Source organism: Haloarcula marismortui ATCC 43049 (assembly GCF_000011085.1).
Lineage (GTDB): Archaea > Halobacteriota > Halobacteria > Halobacteriales > Haloarculaceae > Haloarcula > Haloarcula marismortui.
The window spans coordinates 3,026,869-3,047,578 of the sequence record NC_006396.1 but is presented as its reverse complement, the minus strand read 5'-3'; the positions used below and the strand labels follow the sequence as shown (position 1 = coordinate 3,047,578).

At 63.6% G+C, this 20,710-nt stretch carries 22 protein-coding genes; 9 read left to right on the top strand and 13 right to left on the bottom strand.

The genetic code is table 11. The annotated features are described in order from the left end of the window. Positions 1-323: 323 nt before the first annotated feature. Together RR_RS19310 and RR_RS19305 are read right to left on the bottom strand one after the other, a co-directional pair. On the bottom strand, positions 324-833 hold the full coding sequence (locus tag RR_RS19310; protein WP_011224807.1) for a hypothetical protein: 510 nt from the start codon (positions 831-833) through the stop codon (positions 324-326). Positions 834-906: 73 nt separating this feature from the next. Next, on the bottom strand, positions 907-1,506 hold the full coding sequence (locus RR_RS19305; RefSeq protein WP_011224806.1) for a DUF5789 family protein: 600 nt from the start codon (positions 1,504-1,506) through the stop codon (positions 907-909). 195 nt (positions 1,507-1,701) lie between these two features. On the opposite strand from RR_RS19305, the gene gatD reads away from it, so the two are divergent. From gatD to RR_RS19290, 3 genes are all read left to right on the top strand, one after another. Beyond that, positions 1,702-2,949, top strand: a complete 1,248-nt coding sequence (gene gatD, locus RR_RS19300; RefSeq protein WP_004963765.1) for a Glu-tRNA(Gln) amidotransferase subunit GatD — start codon at positions 1,702-1,704, stop codon at positions 2,947-2,949. A gap of 93 nt (positions 2,950-3,042) precedes the next feature. Further along, positions 3,043-3,936, top strand: coding sequence for a GNAT family N-acetyltransferase (locus tag RR_RS19295; RefSeq protein ID WP_011224805.1), 894 nt, complete (start codon positions 3,043-3,045; stop codon positions 3,934-3,936). A 51-nt stretch (positions 3,937-3,987) separates the two neighbouring features. Further along, on the top strand, positions 3,988-5,643 hold the full coding sequence (locus RR_RS19290) for a histidine kinase N-terminal 7TM domain-containing protein (protein ID WP_011224804.1): 1,656 nt from the start codon (positions 3,988-3,990) through the stop codon (positions 5,641-5,643). A gap of 18 nt (positions 5,644-5,661) precedes the next feature. Here the strand turns inward: RR_RS19290 and RR_RS19285 are convergent, their stop codons facing one another. The 3 genes from RR_RS19285 to RR_RS19275 all read right to left on the bottom strand — a co-directional run bounded on the left by RR_RS19285 (position 5,662) and on the right by RR_RS19275 (position 9,160). Further along, entirely contained in the window at positions 5,662-5,940 is a 279-nt protein-coding gene (locus RR_RS19285) for a ubiquitin-like small modifier protein 1 (RefSeq protein WP_004963775.1), read from the bottom strand. Positions 5,941-6,062: 122 nt separating this feature from the next. Further along, positions 6,063-7,883 carry a TrkA C-terminal domain-containing protein gene (locus RR_RS19280; RefSeq protein WP_011224803.1) on the bottom strand — a complete coding sequence of 607 codons (1,821 nt, stop codon included), beginning with the start codon at positions 7,881-7,883 and terminating at the stop codon, positions 6,063-6,065. Next, on the bottom strand, positions 7,880-9,160 hold the full coding sequence (locus tag RR_RS19275; protein ID WP_011224802.1) for a potassium channel family protein: 1,281 nt from the start codon (positions 9,158-9,160) through the stop codon (positions 7,880-7,882). The genes RR_RS19280 and RR_RS19275 overlap by 4 nt, the downstream gene beginning before the upstream one ends. Positions 9,161-9,189: 29 nt before the next feature. Here RR_RS19275 and RR_RS19270 point away from each other — a divergent pair, with 29 nt between their 5' ends. Further along, positions 9,190-10,398, top strand: a complete 1,209-nt coding sequence (locus RR_RS19270; RefSeq protein WP_004963786.1) for an NAD-binding protein — start codon at positions 9,190-9,192, stop codon at positions 10,396-10,398. Here RR_RS19270 and RR_RS19265 read toward each other — a convergent pair. Together RR_RS19265 and RR_RS19260 are read right to left on the bottom strand one after the other, a co-directional pair. Further along, positions 10,395-11,909 carry an HPP family protein gene (locus RR_RS19265; protein WP_011224800.1) on the bottom strand — a complete coding sequence of 505 codons (1,515 nt, stop codon included), beginning with the start codon at positions 11,907-11,909 and terminating at the stop codon, positions 10,395-10,397. The two genes, RR_RS19270 and RR_RS19265, sit on opposite strands and share 4 nt — an antisense overlap. 117 nt (positions 11,910-12,026) lie before the next feature. Then, complete coding sequence (locus RR_RS19260) at positions 12,027-12,752, bottom strand: nucleoside phosphorylase (protein WP_011224799.1); 726 nt, start codon at positions 12,750-12,752, stop codon at positions 12,027-12,029. Positions 12,753-12,838: 86 nt separating this feature from the next. Here RR_RS19260 and RR_RS19255 point away from each other — a divergent pair, with 86 nt between their 5' ends. Further along, the gene (locus RR_RS19255; protein WP_011224798.1) at positions 12,839-13,060 is read left to right on the top strand and encodes a hypothetical protein; all 222 of its coding nucleotides are present in this window, start codon (positions 12,839-12,841) and stop codon (positions 13,058-13,060) included. 1 nt (position 13,061) lies between these two features. Here the strand turns inward: RR_RS19255 and RR_RS19250 are convergent, their stop codons facing one another. Further along, complete coding sequence (locus RR_RS19250) at positions 13,062-13,571, bottom strand: hypothetical protein (protein WP_011224797.1); 510 nt, start codon at positions 13,569-13,571, stop codon at positions 13,062-13,064. A 233-nt stretch (positions 13,572-13,804) separates the two neighbouring features. On the opposite strand from RR_RS19250, the gene RR_RS19245 reads away from it, so the two are divergent. Further along, positions 13,805-14,218, top strand: coding sequence for a hypothetical protein (locus RR_RS19245; protein WP_004963800.1), 414 nt, complete (start codon positions 13,805-13,807; stop codon positions 14,216-14,218). 6 nt (positions 14,219-14,224) lie between these two features. Here the strand turns inward: RR_RS19245 and RR_RS19240 are convergent, their stop codons facing one another. Further along, positions 14,225-15,061, bottom strand: a complete 837-nt coding sequence (locus RR_RS19240; protein WP_007189047.1) for a DUF63 family protein — start codon at positions 15,059-15,061, stop codon at positions 14,225-14,227. Between the two features lie 164 nt (positions 15,062-15,225). On the opposite strand from RR_RS19240, the gene deoC reads away from it, so the two are divergent. Beyond that, on the top strand, positions 15,226-15,921 hold the full coding sequence (gene deoC, locus RR_RS19235; protein WP_007189048.1) for a deoxyribose-phosphate aldolase: 696 nt from the start codon (positions 15,226-15,228) through the stop codon (positions 15,919-15,921). A gap of 50 nt (positions 15,922-15,971) precedes the next feature. Further along, positions 15,972-17,255, top strand: coding sequence for a tRNA (N(6)-L-threonylcarbamoyladenosine(37)-C(2))-methylthiotransferase (locus tag RR_RS19230; protein ID WP_011224796.1), 1,284 nt, complete (start codon positions 15,972-15,974; stop codon positions 17,253-17,255). A 37-nt stretch (positions 17,256-17,292) separates the two neighbouring features. On the opposite strand, the gene RR_RS19225 is transcribed toward RR_RS19230, so the two are convergent. The 4 genes from RR_RS19225 to RR_RS19210 all read right to left on the bottom strand — a co-directional run bounded on the left by RR_RS19225 (position 17,293) and on the right by RR_RS19210 (position 20,231). Then, positions 17,293-17,679, bottom strand: coding sequence for a DoxX family protein (locus RR_RS19225; RefSeq protein WP_004963811.1), 387 nt, complete (start codon positions 17,677-17,679; stop codon positions 17,293-17,295). A gap of 33 nt (positions 17,680-17,712) precedes the next feature. Further along, positions 17,713-18,627, bottom strand: a complete 915-nt coding sequence (locus RR_RS19220) for a cation diffusion facilitator family transporter (protein ID WP_011224795.1) — start codon at positions 18,625-18,627, stop codon at positions 17,713-17,715. Positions 18,628-18,673: 46 nt separating this feature from the next. Beyond that, positions 18,674-19,561 (bottom strand): Rieske 2Fe-2S domain-containing protein, encoded by an 888-nt coding sequence (locus tag RR_RS19215; protein ID WP_011224794.1) that lies wholly within the window; start codon positions 19,559-19,561, stop codon positions 18,674-18,676. Between the two features lie 133 nt (positions 19,562-19,694). Beyond that, the gene (locus tag RR_RS19210) at positions 19,695-20,231 is read right to left on the bottom strand and encodes an HIT family protein (RefSeq protein WP_007189052.1); all 537 of its coding nucleotides are present in this window, start codon (positions 20,229-20,231) and stop codon (positions 19,695-19,697) included. 243 nt (positions 20,232-20,474) lie between these two features. Here RR_RS19210 and RR_RS22840 point away from each other — a divergent pair, with 243 nt between their 5' ends. After that, positions 20,475-20,672 carry a hypothetical protein gene (locus RR_RS22840; RefSeq protein WP_004518623.1) on the top strand — a complete coding sequence of 66 codons (198 nt, stop codon included), beginning with the start codon at positions 20,475-20,477 and terminating at the stop codon, positions 20,670-20,672. The last annotated feature ends 38 nt before the right edge of the window (positions 20,673-20,710 follow it).

Below are 20,710 nucleotides of genomic sequence, written 5' to 3'. Positions count from 1 at the left end.
AGGGTTATAAGCGTTATCAACTCAAGACACTGTGATAGAAACGCCGGAAAGTGAATCAGATGGTCAGATATAGGCCGATATTCTGGAGACATAGGTTTATTTTACCACCATATGGCAAGACCAGTACAGTCGATATTACGTGACAGGAAGTCCGTTCACGGCGATACTGCTATCGGGCACTTTTGTAGGCAGGCTACCGCGAAAACATCGACATCGTTTGGCCGGGCGACCGATATCCGGCATCGGACGGGAGGACCATCGAATACAGTGCAGTAAGCCAGAAAGGCGGTTGCGGCACTGACCCGAATCTGCCGTCGAGAGAGCTACAGGTCTTTGGTGAGTCCGCTGCGAAGGTCTCGGCCGAAGTAGTGCCCGACAAGCGCGAGCACGAGACCGACACCGCCGGCGATAGCGAACAGTCTGGTCCCGCTCAATCCTGCGGCGAGCTGGGGGAGGAGAGACAGAACAGCCGTCGCACCGCCACTGAGACCACCCGCCAGCCCCAGTTCGGCGTATCGGCGCTCGCTGGCGAGCAGTCCGTAGACGAATCCGCCAAGCAGGATGCCGACCAGTTCAGTGAACGGGACGAGCGGTATCAGCCCGCCGAGCACCATGCCGCCGCCGACCGCGCCGAAGGCGAACAGCAGCGCCCGCAGTGAAAAGTAGCTGCCGCTGTCTGTCGTGGACGTTTCGGTGACAGACGACTCCGCGCCGCGCGATTCCCCGACAGCAACGTCCGTCTCGACCGACTCGGTCGTGCCGACATCGACGCCGAGGTCACTGCCCGATTTCGCGTCCGCGTCGCGGGTCCGCTCCTCGGTTCGTTCGGCCATACAGAGTGTGGGACCGCGAGTAGTATGGTCCTTGTGGGGTCTGCCGGCAGTCAGGGATACGATGGTGTGGCGCTCAGATGCCGAGCCACTCGTCGTTGCGAACCGAGTAGCCGTTCGACCGGCAGAACTCCGCCGCTTCACGGCGAACGTCGCGGGACCCGGGAAGCTTCTCGTTCTCGTGAATGTGCTCAATAATCCAGTCGGCGATGGCCCGAATGCCCTCGTCGTCGTCATCCGCGTCGATAGCCTGTAGCTCCCGGAACGTCCGCTCGTAGCCATCACGCTGTGAGGCCCCGAACGACGCGCTCTGGTGTTCGTCGGCGGCCGCCACGACGCGTTTCATCGCCTCGGCTACCGTCGGTCGCTGGACTCTGGCCCGGACCTCGGCTGGCGAGTCGAAAGACTCGACCTCTGTATCGGGCAGGAGGTCCGCGACAGTGTACGTCTCGTCGGCCGACTCGATCTCGTGGTCGCCGACCGTAGCGACCACTTCAGCCGCAGTCGCCGGGAATTCGAGCGTTTCGAGTTCTGTCTCGAAGTACGCGAGTTCCGTCGGGTCAACCGGCGGCTCAGGTTCGTCCGCGCGCTTAAGTTCCTCGGCGATAGCACGCTCCCGCTGGCGACGCTCCTCATTCTGGGCCTGGGCTTCGCGGCCGTTCTTGTTGTCTGCCATACCTGTTAGAAGAATGTCGAGTGAGATAACATTGTGGTCCGGTACCGCTTGAAAGCCAGCGTAACAAATGGCGATGCCTCGGAGTGCAACCGCGGTGGACACCGAAGCCGCCGCCCAGTCGGCAGGTCCAGCATATGGTCGAGCGCGCTCGCCGAAACGAGTGGGTTCAAGTCCCACCGGCGGAAAGTGCCGCCCATGAACGCAGGCGACCGGGTCCGCGTCGAACGCGCGGCCCAGACATACGAGGGCGTGTTGCTCCCATCGAGTACGCCCGACCACCTCGTCGTCAAACTCGACGGCGGGTACAACGTTGGCATCGACCGCGAAGATGCGTCTATCGACGTGCTGGAGTCGGATGTGTACGATGTCGAGAGCGCACAGGACGAACAGAGCCAGTCGGCAATCGAATTTGACGATGACCTCCCGACGGTCTCTCTTATTTCCACTGGTGGAACCATCGCCTCGACAGTCGATTACCGGACCGGGGCAGTGACAGCCCAGTTCGACGCCGAGGACGTGCTGCGGGCGGTCCCAGACCTGGCCGGGATGGCGAACTACCGCGGCCGCGTCGTCGCAAATATCCTCTCGGAGAACATGACCCCGGCAGTCTGGCAGGACCTCGCGCAGGCAGTCCACGAGGAAATCGAGAACGGGGCGGACGGAATCGTCGTCATGCACGGCACCGACACGATGCAGTACTCCGCGTCGGCGCTGTCGTTCATGCTCGACACGCCGGTTCCGATTGTGTTCACGGGCAGCCAGCGGTCGGCGGACCGGCCGTCCTCTGATAACGTGATGAACGCCGTCTCCGCCGTCGAGGCTGCGACGAGCGACTGTGCGGAAGTGCTGGTCTGTATGCACGCCGATGAGTCCGACGACCGCTGTGCGCTCCACCGGGGCACTCGCGTCCGGAAGAACCACACCTCGCGCCGGGACGCCTTCGAGACCGTCGGCGCGAAGCCACTCGGCGAGGTCGACTACGACATCGACGGCGAGAGCACTGTCACGTTCCACCGCGAGTACACCGAACGGGACGCCGTCGACCTAGCACTGCATGACAACATCGAGACGGACGTTGAACTCCTGAAGTTCTCGCCGGGGATGGACCCGTCGCTGCTCGAAGCCGCCGCCGAAGGCAGCGAGGGCATTGTCATCGAAGGGACGGGGCTCGGTCACGTCAACACCGACTGGATCGGGACCATCGAGGAACTGGACATCCCGATGGTCATGACCAGCCAGTGCCTCGAAGGCCGGGTCTGTGACCGCGTCTACGACACCGGTCGGGACCTGCTCGACGCCGGCGTCATCGAGGGCGAGGATATGCTCCCCGGCACAGCGAAGGTCAAGCTCATGTGGGCGCTGGCAAACAGCGACGACGTAGCCGATACGATGCAGGAGCCCCTTGCTGGCGAGATTCAGCAGCGCTCGACGCCCTGGTTGTAGCACTGGAACTGGCGCAGTGGCTCGGTCACGGTGCAAACACTGACCTCGCCATCGGAGCGCCTCTTTTTTATTGTCGCGGGCGAGTCTCCCGGTATGTCGCCGACTGTTCGGACGGCTCGTCACGACGACTACGACGATATTGTGGACCTGACCAGCGATGTCTGGGCCGACCGTGCGATGGCTGATTACATCCCCGACGTGTTCCGTGACTGGGTCGACGATGACGGCCCCAACCGGAAAACCCTCGTCGTCGACGTTGACGGCCACGCCGTCGGCCTCGCGCAGGCCGTCATACTCACCGAGACTGAGGCATGGTTCCAGGGCATGCGTGTCGACTCGGATCACCGGGGGAAGGGGTTCGGGTCGCTGCTGACCGAGCACCTCATCGAATGGGCGGCCGATGCCGGCGCGTCAGTCGGTCGAAGCATGGTGTTTTCCTGGAACGAGGCTGGGCTCGGCCAGTCGCTGGCTGCTGGCTTCGAAGCGGTCACGTCGTTCCGCTGGGCGCACCCCGATCCGGCGGACGAGACGCCCGAAATGACTGTCCGGAACGACCCCACGAATGCGTGGCGCTACTGGCAGGAGAGCGACGGCCGAGGTGTCCTGTCCGGGCTTGCGCTCGACAGTGGGGAGAGCTGGGCGCTCTCGACGCTGACGCGGGAAACACTCGACCGGCTGGCGGCCGACCAGACTGTCCTCACTATCGGGGATGACGGGCCACAGGGGATGGCCTGTCGGGTCCGAACGACAGACGCTGACGGCGAGCAACTTGCGGAGTACGCAGTCGGAGTGTGGAGCGATGTCGACGCTGCACGGGCCTTGTTCACTGCGATAGCCGCCGACGCAGCGACCCTTGGCGTCGACGGAACGCGGGTACTCATTCCCGAGACACCGCGCCACGTCGCCCAGGCCGCGTACGCCAGCGGGAACATCGATGAGTGCCCGGACTTCGTGCTCGAGATAGACGGCCTCGAAGAGTTATCATAACCGATAACGCGGTCACAACACTCATAGAAATACTCCCCATACCATGGGTAGATGAATTTGTTCGGGAGCCCTCCAGCGTTTCTTGCGTATGTCGCGGCGTACGCTCTCGCGGCGGTCGGTTGTGGTATCGGGCTCTACAGAGCGACTCGCATGGAAGACCCCGATACCCGCCGAGGGATGGTCGGGCTCCTCGTCTGTAGCGGTGGCTGGGCGGCGCTGGAGCTCGGGTTCCTGATCACGCCCGGGACGCTGGGGTACGCGTTCTACCTCGGCAGCCTCATCGTCGGGCTTGCGACGGTCGGCGCGTGGCTGTACTTCTGTTCGGCGTACACCGGTCGGGCCTTCCACCGGAACAGGTCGTACCGTGTGGTCGCTGTGAGCACGTATCTCAGTATCGTCATCGTAAAGCTGACCAATCCGCTGCACGGGCTCTACTTCGCCACGCGGTTCGTCGCCGACCCGTTCCCGCATCTGGCGATCACACACGGTTTGTTCCACTGGGTCGTGACGGGGCTTTCCTATGCGCTCGTCACTGTCGGCTTCTTCATGCTGTTCGAGTTGTTCCTCGAAGCCGACTACGACACCCGCCCGCTTGGCGTTCTCGTCGGTATTACCGCGCTCCCGGTGACGCTCGATATCGTCGGGTACGTCAGCGATTTCCTCCTCGATATCAACCACGAACCGCTTGGCGTGGCACTGTTCGCGTTCGGTGTCCTCTACGTGTACGACGAAGCGTTTCTCGCCGTACAGTTGACCGACGGCGTCGATGATGCCGTGGTGTATCTCGACGATGACGGCCGCATCAAGGAGTCAAACGGCAAGGCACAGCGGCTCTTCCCAGCACTATCCGGAAGCCGCGGACAAAATCTTGAGACGGTGTTGCCGGCCGTCACGGAGATACTGCAGACGGACGAGCAGATTCTCGAACGAAACCGAGGTGGCGGAGCGGAGTATTACCTCGTCAGCGACACCTCGTTTTCACTGGGCCAGGTCGATATCGGTCGGATGCTCGTGTTTACCGACGTGACCGAGAGCGAGCGGCGTCGGCGCGAACTTGACCGGCAGAACGAGCAATTGGAAGGGTTCGCCACTGCAATCAGACACGAACTGCTGAACACGCTCCAGATAGTCACCGGCCGCGTCTCCGCCGCCGGCGACGCCCTGAACCGCGGGGACGTCGACTTGGCGAAGGAATCCCTCCAGTCAACGTCTGAGACAGCCGACCGGATGTCCGAAATCGTCGACGGACTCGCGACGCTGGCTCGACATGGGCAGACGATCGACGAAACAATGCCTGTCGACCTCCAGCCAGTCGTCGAAGGAGCCTGGGACCGTGCCGACACTGACGGGCTCACCATGGCGGCCGACGTGGAGGGACAGGTCGTCGCCGACCCGACACGCTTGCGGGACCTCTTCGAGAGCGGGTTCACGTTCGCGGCACACAACGACGCGTCGATGGTCACCGTTTCGCGGGAGGCCGACGAGATCGTCATCACCGACGACGGGACCCCGGCGGGCGAGACAGCGTCGGAGGCCTTTTTCGAGTACGGCGGCGCGATACCGGACGCCGCGGCCGGGATGACGCTCCCGAACTTGCGGATGCTTGCACGGACCCACGGCTGGGACGTGACACTCGATACTGAATATCAGGACGGCGTTCGCGTCGTCATCTCGAACGTGACAGTGGCGCGACCGGTGGAAAGCTGATCCGGCCAACGATCCGTCTCAACCGCCGCTGACCGGCGGGAACAGCGCCAGTTCCGTTTCCTCATCGACTGCCGTCGCCAGCCCTTCGCCGGCGGCGAACGGGTCTTCACCGTCGACGAGCACCCGGATGTGGTCGGCCAACTCTTCGTTCTCGTCGAGCACCTCCTCAGCGAGCGCCGGTCGCGTCGCAAGCAGCGCGTCGAGCGCCGTTTCGACCGTGGCGTCCCCCTCAATATCGACGCTGACCGACTGGCCGTCAGCCGCGTCCCGGAGGTGTGCGAACAGTTTCCACTCCATAGCCGTATTCCGAGCGTCCGGCAAAAGAGGGTTCCGGACCACGGTGTGTCCGGTCCGGCCCGTTCGGGCAGGCAGGAGAGGGACAGTCTGTGACGGGGTGTCCGGTAGTACCGATACTCGCCTCAGTTTGGTTTCTCCGAATCGTCACCAGCAGTTGATTCGTCATCTTCGCCGTCTCCGTCCTCGGTCGGCGCTTCAGAAGCTATCGAGTCGCTGTCGTTGGCTTCGTCGGCGGCCGGCTCGCCGTCCGCCTCGGCGATTCGCTCTTCTGGGTCCCACACCTCGACAGTGTCGTCGCCGTCGTCCGCCGGCAGGTCGTCGAACGCCTCGTCCGCAGTCAGATCGTCGCTTGGCTCTTCCATGTCGGTGTTCCGGAGTGCTTCTAGCGGGTCGTCGTCCGGGGACTCGTCGCTGTCGGCAGTGTCCGCCATGGCTTCAGCTTCGGCGTCTGCTGGTGCATCCGCGCCGTCGCTGGTCGCCGCCGACTCATCCTCAACAGCGGTCTCAGTCGGCTCGTCGGCAGCGGCGGTGTCGGCCGTGGATGTGTCCGCATCAGCGTTTGCCGTGTCATTAGCCTCAGTCTCGGTCGCGTCGGCATTCGGTGCGCCGTCGTTAGCCGTGGCAGCAGTCGCATCAGCCGCCGGTTCTTCCGTCCCGTCAGTCTGCTCGGTCCGGGCAACAGCGTCGGACGCGCCTGACTGGCCATCATCGCCATCAGTATCGCTGCCCAGTTCGTCCGTCACAGCCGCCGTCGTGCCCGGTTCGTCTGTCCCCTCCGTTGCCTGTTCCAGCCGCCGCAGCGCGTCCGGGGTGGCGATTGCGTAGATTGTGTCACCGGCCGCGAGGACGCGTTCGCGGGATGGGATTGTCTCCGGCGCTGTGTCGTCGCGGGTGATCGCGACCACCGAGACTGCCAGGCTGCCGACCGGCGCGCCGTCAAGCGTGCTCCCCGGTTCAACAGTGGCGGTTCCCATCGTCTCGTCGGCCGCACGGAGCAGCGAAGCGAACTCTCGGTCGGAGCGGTCCTGCACTGGGAGCGTGACAAGCTTGTACCGCGTTTGCGGGTCAAGTTTCGGCGTGTCGGCGGCGTCGATAGCGACCGTTACCACATCGTCGGCGACGCCCCGGAGTTCGCCGGTGAGCACGCGTTTCGCCGGCGCTTGCTCCCAGACCTGAACCAGATCGCCAGCGCTTGCAGCATGGGCCGGGTCAGCCTGGATTGCGACGGCATTCGTCGAGGGCGGCAGCGTCGGGCCGATGCCGGCCGCCCGCGAGCCGACGGCGAGGTAGTCGACGGTGCCGTCGTCGGCCAGTTCGACGTCCACGTGGCCGACGCCGTAGTCGGTCTTGAGCCGAGCGACCAGCCGGTCCCGGAGTTCGTCTTTCGTCAGCCGCCGGGGGAAGAGGAACCGCCGGTTGGCGAGCGTCTCTTTGGTCTCGTCGGGCATCGGGTCGTAGCCGATGATGTCGTCGATATCCTCGGGAAGGCGAACAGACGTGACGCGGCCGACGGTCTGAACGATCTCGCTCACGTCGGCGTTGATGTTCCGGCCGCCGGTCGCGGCAAAGAGGTCGACGCCAAGCCGGTCCCCCATTCGCATCCCGCCGTAGGCCCCGACACCGCCAGCGAGGAATGCGGCGAGATTCAGCAGGACTGCACCGGCCGCCAGCACGTCCTCATCACCGAGAATAACCTCACTGAGCGCGGTCGTCGCTCCGATAACGAGGACGACCGCAGTCAATCCGAACAGGAGCGCCAGCCCGGTCTGAATGCGTTCACGGACGTACCAGCGGTAGAAGACGGCGATAGCACCAGCCGGCGTCGCGGCGAGGACCGTAATGGCGAGGAGCCAGACAACGCCTTCGACCAGCGTTCGTGACACTATCCCCAGTTGCAGGTTCGCACCGATCTGTGCGAGCAGTGTCGGGCCGAGCGGCGTCATGCGACCGCCTCCGCGAAGGCGTCGAGGTCGGTGCGGCGGCCAATCGCGTACAGTTCGTCGCCGGCTTCGACGACTGCGTCGCCGCGTGGCGCGACCTGCCAGCCGTCCGGCGTCCGGCTGGCGACGATGGCAACGTCGTAGGCCTCCCGAACGTGAGCGTCCCGGAGCGTCGTCCCGTCAAGCGGGCCGTCGGCGCGAACTGTAAGCCGCCGGAACCGGCTTCCGGCCCGCCGGAGCAGGGAGACGAGTTCGTACTCCCGGTGGGTCCCGCGGGGTTCGACAACGACCTTTGGCTGGGCCGACCGCAAGAGCGGTTGCACGTCCGTCCGGGTCACGGCGACCGTGAGCCGGCCCTCGCCGCCGTCAGTCGTCGGTGCCTGAACCGGCGTTGGGGGCGCCTCGGAGTCGGCGATTTCCGGTTCCGTCGGGGTCTCGGCTGGTGTCTCGTCAGCCGACGGCGTCGACCGGGCACTGACGACGGTTCCCCGAACTTGTGCGTCCTCAGTCAGCACTGTCACCTCATCGTTTCGGGCCAGCCCGGTCGGCAACAGCGCGTCCACCGAGACGGCGTGGCGGTTGTCGCCCACACGCTTCGACAGGCCCGAAAACGGCGGCGCGGCGACAACCGTCGCTCGCCCCTGCTCGTCGATGGAGACGGCGGCGTCGCCGAGGTCGAACTCCGATTTCAGCCGCTCCTCCATCCGGCGTTCGAGTTCGCCGATGCGGAGGTCGGCCGGGAACCGCCACTCCTCGCTGCGGATTTCGGCCCGGAGCGGCTCCGCAAGCGCAGGATACCCCTCCATGTCGGCCACGTCGCCGACGATGCGAATACGGACTTCGTCGCGGCCGCCGACAAATTCGACCACATCGGCCGAGAGTTTCTTCTCGCGGAGCCCCTGCAAGGAGAGCCGCTTCGGGAAGTTCGCCCCAAGCTGGTCGCCCTTGCTGTGAGCGTACAGCGACACCATCCCCACGAGAATGATTGCGGTGATGATGCGCTCGGCGTTAGGGGCCTGCGTAATCGACTTATCCGCCAGTGCCATGAGGCCGCCGCTGACGCCGGCAAGTGCGATTGCCAGCACGACAACACCGAACCCCGGCACGGTAATGCCGGTAAAGTACTTGAAACTGAACCCAAGCGCCCACGACACGAGCGCCGGTATCACTCCCACCAACAACCCCAGATAGATCCCCATCAACACCTCGACCGGGAGCGAAGCCATGTCCACATCCTGCGTGGCCGGTAGTAAATCGCTTCCGGCCCGCGGACAGTACATTTACACCGACCGCTGTAATCTGGATGGGTATGGACAGGCCGCGGAACTGGTTGGGAGCGCGCACAACAATCCTCTTGCCGGTGCTTGTGGCGGTGCTGTCGTTCGTCACTGGTGTGGTCAACATCAGTGCCGTATCGATCAGCGGACCGCTCGGAGACCTCATTCCGCGAAGCATCCAGCGTACCGCCGGATTTACCGGTGCGCTCACCGGATTCACGCTACTCGTTAGCGTCGTCGGACTCCGACGCCGCCTGCGAATCGCGTGGTACGCGACCATCGTCTTACTGCCCGTGGCGGCGGTTCAGGGGCTGGTACAGAACTCGGCGGTGACGCTTCCGTTCGTCGGCCCCGTGCCGAGTTCGGCGGTGTCGATTCCGCTCGTGGTGCTCTCGCTGATTTCGCTCCCGGCAATGTTGCTGAACCGGCGGCGGTTCGACCGACCAATTGACCTCTCGACAGCGCAACTGGCCGCTGGCGCGGCACTCCTCGGTTCGCTTATGTACGGAACGGCGGGCTCGTACGCGCTCCGGGACGATTTCACCAATCTCTCGACAGCGACCGATGCGTTCTACTACACACTGGTCACGGCCAGTACCGTCGGGTACGGCGACGTGACCCCACAGAGCCAGCAGGCGAAACTATTCGGGATGTCCGTGGTCGTCCTCGGGACGGCCAGTTTCGCCATCGCGCTTGGGTCGCTGCTGGGCCCGGCAATCGAGAAGCGGCTTTCGGAGGCACTCGGAAACATGACTGACGCACAACTGGACTTGCTCGAGAACCACGTACTGGTGCTCGGCCACGGCGACCTGACGGAACCGATTATCGAAGAACTGACCGGCGCAATCGATTTCGTGGTCATCACGCCGGACACGGAGACAGCGACACGGCTCCAGCAACAGGATATCGCCGTCCTGACTGCGGACCCGAGTGACGAGGAACCCATGCAACGGGCCGGTATCGAGGACGCTGTGGCGGTCGTCGCAGCGACGAACGACGACGCACAGGACGCGCTAGCGATACTGACGGCACAGACGCTCAACCCCGAGGTTAACATCGTCGCTGCGGCGACCGACCGCGAGAACATCGAGAAACTCCGACGAGCGGGCGCGGACACGGTCATCAGCCCGGCAGTGCTGGGTGGCCACCTCATCGTCCAGTCGGCGCTGGGCCGGGAGGGGATGGAAAATATCGCCGACCACCTGCTCGATGTGAACGACGAGGACGACGCAGATATCTAGGCCCGGCCGCGGTCGACGATAGCGATGTCTGTTTCCACGTCCTCCAGTCGTTCGAACGTCGGTGGCGAAATGAACCGCGACGCCTTGCTCCGGTCACGGCTTGCTCCGATCATGACGAGGTCGTATTGCGATGCAGTATCGGACAGAAACGTCTGGATGCTTGTCCGCGGAACCCTTGTCTCGAACGCGCCCTCGTACGGTTCGATGAGGTCCGCAAGCATCTCTTCGGCCCGGCGGCGGTCCCCGCGAGAACCGATACAGGTTGCGACGGCGACCCGTCCGCTCCGACCGGCCAGTCGCGTTGCGAAGTCGACCATGTTGTGGGCTACATCGCTGACGGACCGGACGGGGACGATGACCTGTTTCCAGCGGGTCCGGTCGCTCCGGGACCGATGGACGACAATATCGCTCTTGCTTCGAAACAGCCGCTGCAGATACGGCGTCAGCGCTCCGTGTTGGCTCTCGTAGGGCGCGACGATAAGGTCACAGTTGGTTTCGGCCGCGGTTTGCAGCGTCGTCTTGGCCGGCGAGCCATCGTCGCTCGCAACGACGACCTGACAGGACACGCCCGTTCGCGTCTCGATTCGGTCGGCGTGGGTCTCCAGCCAGTCGACCTCCGCGTCGAGGTCAGTCTTGTCGGGCGACACCCCCGCAGTGGCCGGGTCACCGCCATCGCCGATGAGGCGGGTCCGGGCCGGCGGCGACTCTGAGCCATTTTCTGACCGGATATCGAGCTGTATCGTGTCCCGCGTGAGCGATTGCTTGGTCGTGGCGGCGTCGCTGTCTGCAACCATGTCGAGCAGGACGACTTTTCCGGCTTCGTGGGCGGCCGCGAGCCGTGCGCCCAGCATCGCTGTCTGTCCTGCCGAGTCGCCACGCATCGGGACCAGCACGTGGTCGTCACCGGACATCGACTCGTACAGGTACGTCGCTCGCTGCTCGTAGAACTGCTCGCGCCAGATGATAAAGAGGACCGCCACAAGTACACTGGCGAGGAAGATGCTAGTAACGAACGTCGCCCGCTGGTTCGGTTCGACCAGCAGCGCCAGCAGGGCGGTGGAGTACGACGACGGCTCCTCGATGTCCAGCGGCCATGTGACAACGCCAGTCGCAAAGACGGCCAGGCCGGCACCGAGCGCGTTGACGCCGAACTGGCCGCCCGGCGCTGTGAGGTAACTGTTCGAAACGGCAAGTGCGCCCAGTCCACAGACCGCGCCGATGGTGAGCCCCGCGACGAACCGCTTCGGGTCGGAGTACTTGCTCGTCGGGTCGACGAACAGCGTGTACGACCCCGCTGCGAGCGGCGGAAACAGCAGGAAACTCAGTCGTGGGACGGCGTTTGCCAGCGTCGTCACCAGCACGATAGCAAGCGGGACGAACACCAGCATCGAAAGGTGGACAAGGTTTTCAGTCACCTCGGCCCAGCGTCTGAAGTCCTGTAGTTCGCGGCGCTCGACCCGCCGGAGTCGCCTTGCCGCCGCACGGAGTCGCTTCCGGAACTGGTCGAGCATACAGTTTCCCACGGGAGAGCGTCTGTTAAGCCCTCCGCCGGAGCGCGGCGCGAGCGGCCGCGCATTCCGGTTCGATAGCACCGTCGGCGGCTCTCAAAGAGACAGTCACTCCAACGCCTACAGCGACGCGGCCGCCGTCAGACTGATTTCGATGGCACGCTCAACGTTGTTCTTGGCTTTCTCTGGGAGTTCCTCGTCCTCGGTTTCGCCCTTCTGTGTCCCCTCGACGAGGTTTCCGTCGACGGTACAGATAGCGCCTGAGCGCAGGCCCTTACGGCGACACAGGGAGAACAGCGCGGCGGCCTCCATCTCGACGGCCAGCAGGCCGGCGGCCTCCCAGTCGTTGATGTATTCATCCGTCTCGGCGTAGAAGGCGTCGTCCGTGGCGATGGGGCCGACGTGAACGTCCTCGTCGTTCGCCTCGGCGGCGTCGACCAGCGACGAGAGCACGTCGTAGTCCGGCACGGCCGGGACAGCCTTGGATTCGTAGCGCTGGGACGTTCCCTCGTCCTTGGCCGCGCCGTTGGCGACGACCATGTCGCCGATCTCGATGCCTTCCTGCAGCGCGCCGGTCGTCCCGACGCGGATGAGCGTCTCGACGCCGACCGCCTCGAGTTCCTCGACGGCGATGGCCGTCGACGGCGAACCGATGCCGGTCGAACAGATCGTCAGTTCGCGGCCGTCGTAGGTTGCGTTGACGAGTTTGTACTCGCGGTTCTCCGCAACGACCTCGTGGTCGTCACAGAGGCCAGCAATGCGGTCGACGCGTCCGGGGTCGCCCGGCACGAGCGCGATGTCTGTCAGGTCACCCGGTTCGACGAGTAGATGGGGTTGTTTCGCCATACAGGCCAGTCGCACGGAACTATTTAGTAGTCAGTGGATTCCCGTCGGTCGCAACAGTGAGGTGGGACGGCCGCGAGAGCGGACGTATGGCAGACGATATCTCGCTGTTCGACAGACGGATGCGAGGGCCGGCGGGTATCGCTATCGCCGCTGGAATCGTCCTCGGACTGCTGACCGGCTATACCGTCGGCGCAGGAACACCGGACGGCCCCTCGTGGACTCTCGTCGTCCCGTTCGCGCTGCTTGCTAGCGTCTTCCTGTATCTCGGGGCCTACAGAAACCTCTCGAAGCGGGTCCGGGACACGTAGCTTACAGCCAGGTGACGAGCACTGGGATGAACAGCGCAAGCGCCGCTCCGAAAATGAACGCCGTGAGTGCCCACTGTTGGATGATCTCGTCAGCGTCGTCTCGAAGACTACCACCGAATCGAGGCATGGCGATGCGAGCGAAAAAGTAGTAGATGAACGCGGAGATGCCCACAGCACCGATGGTATGTGGAATCAGCGGGACGCCGTTGAGTGAGATCGCCGTCGGAAGCACGAACGAGAGGCCAGCGACAACCGCGCTGTACAGCGGCGCCGCGACGAGGGCGGTGCCGTGATGGACGACGACGGCGAGGGGACGACTCACTGCACTCGGGTCAGTGCGGGTGAGTCCGGCCGCGGCAACGTACGCCGGCAGGTACCCCTCGTCCTGTGTCACCATCGGGATGTTCAACAACAGGCCGACGACCGCGCCGGCGACGACACAGACGAACGCCCACTGCGTGAGGGGGTAATCAAGCACGTGTCTCCCCTTGCTCGCGGTGCCAATGAGCATTGTGTCATGCGACCGTGGAGGCACAGCGGGACAGTTCCAAGAACGGGTCCGAGGCCAGAACGGCCCGCTATCAGGAGAGTTGCACCGGGTGTCTCACCGAGCGCCAGCAAGCCTGTTGCAGCATCCGCGGCAGTGTCGTCTCGGAGCGACCATCGTCAGAGTTCAATTCACTCAATATAGTACACCACGATAGTATATATGTCGTCGTGCAGAAACATGTTTCAAGTTACACCATGACACAGCAGCGCTATCAGAACGGGAAGCAGGTGATCAGACGCTGGGACGAAGTTTTCAAGGCTGTTGCCGTTGAGCCGCGGCGACAGCTCATCGTCGCGTTGTTGGATGCCCACCCCGACGAGACAGTCCCCCTCCCCGAAAGTGCGATTAACCCAAACGTTCCACAGGACCTGGAGGGTCTTCGGCAGGAGCTGTACCACTGTCATCTGCCGATGCTGTCCGACCACGAGTTCATTACGTGGGAAAGCGAGCCATTGGTTGCCGGTCGCGGCCCGCGGTTCGATGAGGTGGGCGTCGTGTTCGACTCGCTACAGTCCAACGCGACGGACGTTCCGGACTCGCTCGTGTTCGGGTGTCAGCGGCTCGAACGGGAACGACAGGAGCGCTTCGACGATTCGGTCACAGAGTAGCCGCCCTCAGACCGGACTGAACAGGAACAGGACGATATTGTTCGTGGCCGGGCCGATGCCGACGGCCGTCACGACCGCGAGCAAGAGGCTCGCTTCGACGGGATCTTCTTCAAGATAGTCATCCAGCAGGAAGACGACCCCAATCGCCACAAGCAGCTTGACGAACACGAACAGCCAGCCTTTGCCGAGATATGGGGCCGTCGGGAGCGTGCCGGCGAACTCCATGATTCGGGCCGGGATCGGTGTTCGTTCCGTGATCCCAATAACGTCAGCGCCAACCGCCGTCGAGACGCCGTCAAGCATGTGCGCGAACACGACCGTCGGGGCCGCATAGCGCATCCGAACCACGACCGGTGTCCGCCACAGCGCAACCGCAAGCACCGTCACCGCGGTGACGACAGTCGCGACGATGACAGCGATAGTTGGCCAGATAAGCCCCAGCAGGCCGGACTCCAGTGCCATCACGACAGCGATGACGAGAAGTACCGTCAGGAGTCCGATGCCGATATACCCCAGATTCCGCGATATCGTCTCGCTGTGGCCGCGTCGAACGCTGAACAGCGTCAGCGTAACCCAGACGACGCCCAGCGTGACGAACGTCGTAAGATACACCGCCGGCGCGCCAAACAGCGGTGTGACCACCGGCCGGTACGCTTCAATCGGTGGCTGATGGAACGCGTGGAGTGCGCCGCCGAGCGCCATCCACGGCGTCAGGGCGACCACGGTCCGCTGGTTGATCGGTGGTTCGAGGGCGTACAACAGCGCTGTCACCACGAGCGTGCCCGCAAGCAGCGCCACAGTGTACTCAAGCGGCGGGAGCGCTAACCCCGAAGGCAGTACCATGTCCCCCACGCCGACTCCTATGAGGGAAAACCTTCCGAACGAGACTGACGGAGGTACTCACAGCCTGAGCGGCGACCGCTGGACGCCGAGGACAGAGAGATAGTGAACTGGCTACCGTCTGCCGCCCGCCGTCTTTACGTAGACACCACGTGTCACCCCGCGGTATGGACGATATACCAGACCGCATCGAACATACGGTCCTCGGACCGACGACGACACCGGCCGACGTGCGAACTTGCCTCGACGAGGCGCTACAGTACGGAATGCGGGCGTGCATCCCCCCGTGGGCGGTCCCGCTGGCGACTGAATACGCAAACGTCCCGCTCACGGCCGTCATCGACTTCCCACACGGTCAGGGTCAGACCGACAGCGTCTGTCAGGCGGCCAAACTGGCCTGGGACGCTGGGGCCGACGAACTGGATATGGTGTGTAACGTTGGGTTGTTAAAAGCTGGCGAGGACGACGCCGTTCGGGACCACATCACCGAAGTCGTCGCCAGCGTCCCAGTTCCCGTGAAGGTCATCGTCGAAGCGCCGCTGCTTTCCGATGCCGAACTCGAACGGGTCGGGCAACTCGTGGCTGATGCCGACGCCGCATATCTCAAGACTGCGACGGGGTTCAGCGAGGGCGGCGCGACGGTCCACGACGTGGAGATTCTCAGCAAGTACCTCCCGGTGAAAGCCAGCGGCGGCGTCGGGTCGTGGGCTGACGCCAAGGCGATGTTCGAGGCCGGGGCCGAGCGGATCGGCGCGTCGAGTGGCGATACCATCGTTCGAGAGTGGCAGGCCGAAACGGCGGGCGAAACCGTGACCGAGCCGGAATCAGACCGGGACGGCGCGGACACGACCGACGGCTACTGACCGGTCCAATCCGTCGCCCTTTTGCCGCCCTGGCGATAGTGTTTGGATGAATGGCCCGGTATCACATCGAGACGTACGGGTGTACCTCGAACAGAGGTGAGACCCAGCAGATCGAGCAGGCGCTCCGGGAGGGCGGGCACCACCCCGCCGACGGGCCGGAGTCCGCCGACGTGGCGATCCTCAACACCTGTACGGTGCTTGAGAAAACCGAACGCAACATGCTCGCGCGGGCCAAAGAACTCGATAGCGAAACGCCGGCCGACCTCGTCATCACGGGCTGTATGGCGCTCGCGCAGGGTGAGGAGTTCCAGAGCGCCGACATCGACGCCGAGGTGCTCCACTGGGACGATGTCCCACAGTACGTTCTCAACGGAGAATGCCCGACGATCACGCCGGATACCGAGACGGTGCTCAACGGCGTCGTCGGCATCCTCCCCATCGCTCGGGGCTGTATGTCAGACTGCTCCTACTGCATCACCAAGCAGGCGACCGGGCGAATCGAATCGCCCTCTGTCGAGGAGAACGTTGAGAAGGCCCGCGCGCTCGTCCACGCCGGCGCGAAGGAAATCCGTATCACCGGCCAAGATACGGGCGTTTACGGCTGGGATACGAATCAGGGCACGAGCCTTCTACCGGAGCTACTCGACCGCATCTGCTCCGACATCGACGGCGATTTCCGAGTTCGTGTCGGCATGGCGAACCCGAAGGGACTCCACGGCGTCCGTGAGGAACTCGCAGCGGTGTTTGCCGAACACGACGAACTGTACAACTTCATCCACGCGCCGGTCCAGTCCGGCAGCGACGACGTGCTGGCCGATATGCGCCGGCAACACGCCGTTTCGGAGTATCTGGAGGTCGTCGAGACGCTGGACGACCAGCTGGACTACTGGACACTGTCGACGGACTTCATCGTCGGCTTCCCGACCGAGGAGCCGGCGGACCACGAGCAATCGATGGCGCTGCTGCGCGAGACCCGCCCCGAGAAGATCAACGTCACGCGCTTCTCGAAGCGGCCCGGCACCGACGCCGACAACATGAAAGGGCTCGGCGGCCAGATCAAGAAGGACCGCTCGAAGGAAATGAGCGAAGCGAAGATGGAACTGATGGCCGAGGCCTACGAGGAGATGGTCGGCCACACGTCTTCGGTGTTGCTCGTCGAGGATGGCACCGACGAGTCGCTGGTGGGCTACGACGAGGCCTACCGGCAGGTCGTCATTGCCGACGCACAGGAGCGGGGCCTGGAAATCGGCGACACGGTTGACGTGGAGATCACGAGCCACAACACCGTGTACGCCTTCGGCGAGCCGATCGAGCGGGCCCAGATAGCGGACTGACGGGTCCCCACATTTTCAGTCAGGACTGACCAGCCGCTCAGTCGCCACTGTAGGCTTTGCGAAGGAACGTTACCGCTCCGCCGAACATCGCAAGGTTCCCGAAGAAAGCCAGACGCTCGCCGCTCTGATCGTCCGGGTCAGCGTTCCAGAAGTCGTGCATCGTCGGGGTCACGACGGCAAGGAACGTGGCGACGGCACCGGTCGAAACACGAGGAAGCCGCCAGAATGCCGTCCCGAGCCCGCCGACCAGCATCATCCCTGAGGCCAGCGGGGCCAGCAAGTCTGGCGCGGGGACACCCGCCGACTCAGCGTACTCAATAGCGTCTTCCATGTCCCGGAAGTCCTCAGCGGCCTGAAGGGCCACGCCAAGGCCGAACAACAGTCGTCCAAGTGCAAGCCAGCTACGTGATGAGTCGTCACCCATATGCTATCGCATGGCACGACAGCTATTAAAACGTCACTCCAAGTCAGCGAGTCGTTCCACTTCTTCGTCGTCTTTCCACTCGCCGAGTTCCTTCGGGTCGACGTGAATGAACGCGTCGTCGACCTCCGGAAGCTCCTCGATTGATTTGATGACCGCCGTCTCGATGTCGTGGGCCTCAAACAGCGTCAGGTCACCTTCCACCTCGATGTGGAGGCTCACGTCGATTTCAGGGCCGACGTAGTGGGCGATAACGTCATGTGCGCCGCTGACCTTCGGGTGGTCCAGCGCGCGGCGGAGGATTTCGCGCCGAAGGTCCTCTGGCGGTGCGCCGCCAACGAGATAGGTGACGTTTTCCTGTACGACCTCGATGCCGGTGTAGATGATGCCGATGGCGACGACGAGCGCAGCCAGCGGGTCAGCGATGGGGTAACCGGCCATCGCACCACCGACGCCGACCAGCGCCGCTCCCGCGGTGAGGATGTCGTTGCGGTTGTCCTTCGCCGTCGCAATGAGCGCCGGGGAGTTACGGTCCGTGCCCGCGCGGAGACAGTAGCGGTAGAGGGCGTACTTCGCGACGGCCGAGAAGGCGAGCACGAGCACGGCGGCTGGCCCCTGTGTTACCGAGATGTTCCCGGTCAGCAGGGCAGTCCCGGCGTTCCAGAGGACGAACCCGCCAGCGGCGAAGATACCCGCGGCAACGAACAGCGAGACGAACGGCTCGATGCGTTCGTGGCCGTGGGGGTGCTCGAAGTCAGGCGGGCGCGTCGTCAGGTACAGCCCGGCAACGATGACCAGCGAGTAGGCGGTGTCAGCGGCGCTGTTGACCGCCTCGGACTGGACGGCGAAGCTTCCGGTAGTGAGCCAGACGCCGGCTTTCAGCAGCACGAGGAGAAGGTTGACGCCGAGAACGAGCAGGCCGACTCGCCTGAGCGTCGTGCGGCGTGACATTGCCCCTCCGTTGTTGGGCCGCCGTCAAAGCCGCTTCGACACTGAGCTACTCCTGTGGCCGAGGCCGAGACGCAAAGGTTGCCATCGCTGGCGAAAACGGGTCGTATACCGACTGGTGGCAGTTACAGTACACCTTGTCGGCGGCCTCGAATTTCGCGCTTCCAGGCGTCTTTTTGTACCCGGGATTACAGCAGAGGTGCGTACAGCGGTTCACCCATGCGATGAAATCCTCGGCAGTGGCCGCGTCCAGAAAGTCACGTATCTCACCGGCGAGGTCAGCATACTCGTCTTCACCGGCGACCATCTTCGAGACAGCGGGTGTCCGGAGCACCTGAACCTGAATCTCCTTGACGTCCTCGCCCTGTGAACGCCAGGTCGCGACCGCTGGCTTGCCGAGACCGTCGCTACCGATGTTGTTTCCCCACGACTCGTAGTTCTCGAAGTGCTCGACACGGAGTTTCTCTCCATCGGGCAGCTCAGATTGCCAGTCATACGTCGTCTTCGACCTGAGAAACCCGTCGCGCTCGGGGTCCGGTTCGAGTCCCGGGGCGACTTCGAGCCCGCAGTACTGGAACCACTGCTGAGAGTACGTCACGCCGCCCAGTTCACCCCTGGCGAGACGGAAGGTATCACCGCCCGCTGTCACTTCTGATACGGACGGCCACATCCCGCGGAGTGCGCCATCGGATATCTCCAGGGGGACAATCGGCATCGGCCGGTTCGCTGGGCCAGCGATATTCCGGATGCCGACATAGGACACAGTACCGCCACCGATGCCACCTTGGTCGGTCGTTGCGTCGACTGCGAGGCCGCCGACAGTCGTCACCCCTGACAGCGCACTGGCGCCGACCAGTCCTTTGACGAAGCGGCGGCGACCGGACGGGGCTGGGTACTTGTCACGCTGGCCGTGATTTGGAGAGCTTTCTTGCGTCATAGGACCATGCAACGGTTTGGCAGCCACTGAAAAAGGCCCACCCGATGCTTTTCAGCTACCGGAAATCGGCTGTTTCACCGCATCGCTACAGACGAAGACGGCATCTCGGTCGGTACGGCCGGGACGGCCAGGGCTACTCGATTCGGACAGCTCCGTCCTCCGGAGCGGTCGTTCCGTCCTGTGACGCGAACGCAGCGTAGAGCCGGTCGTACGTCTCTTCGACAGCCTCGACGATGACTTTCGTATCACTGATGACCGGCATAAAGTTGGTGTCGCCGTTCCACCGCGGCACGACGTGGGTGTGGAGGTGGTCGTCAATCGAGCCGCCGGCCGCCGAGCCGCCGAGATTCAGCCCTGCGTTGAACGCGTCCGGGGATAACGCAGTTTCAAGAGCGTCGAAGGTCCGTTGTTTCAGTCGGCCGTGATCGAGCAGGGTTTTGTCGTCGAGGTCGCCGTACTCGCCGGTGTGGGTATGGGGAATAACCATCACGTGCCCGGGGTTGTACGGGTAGTTGTTCAGGAGGACAAAAGCGTGGTCGCTTCGCGCCACGAGATTGTTCGCCCGGTCGTCGTCCTGTGCCTGAAACGCACAGAACACGCAGTCGACATCAGGGTTCGTCTTTTCGCGTTCGACCCACTCGATGCGCCACGGCGCAAACACCTTGTCCATACCGCCAGTTGTCGACCCACCAGCAAAAACGACATGACCGATACCGCGAATGTAGTATATAAAAGTGTTGGCCGTTCACGCAAGCTGACCGGGTTTTGTGGGCTCAGGACGGCTTTTAAACATTCTCGGCGCACCTAAGGTCGCCTTCGGCAGAAATCGACTGCCGTCTGGCGATAAACAGTGCTAAACGGACCAGAACTGATGGTGGTTTTTATACTCTCTACCCGGCTTGTATCAGACGGGATGGCAGCGATAAACGACGGCGTTGACATGGCCGAACACTGTTCGACGTGTGACCGTGAGACACCGCACGCCGTGCGTGTCCAGATACAGACAGAATCCGATAAACGCGAAAACGCGGCGTTTTCCCGAGAGCCGTATCGGGTTAGCGAGTGTCAAATCTGTGGGACAACCACGTCGACACGGATGAACAACGCTTAACCATCCCACACCCCCCACCCCACCCTTTCCGTACGCCA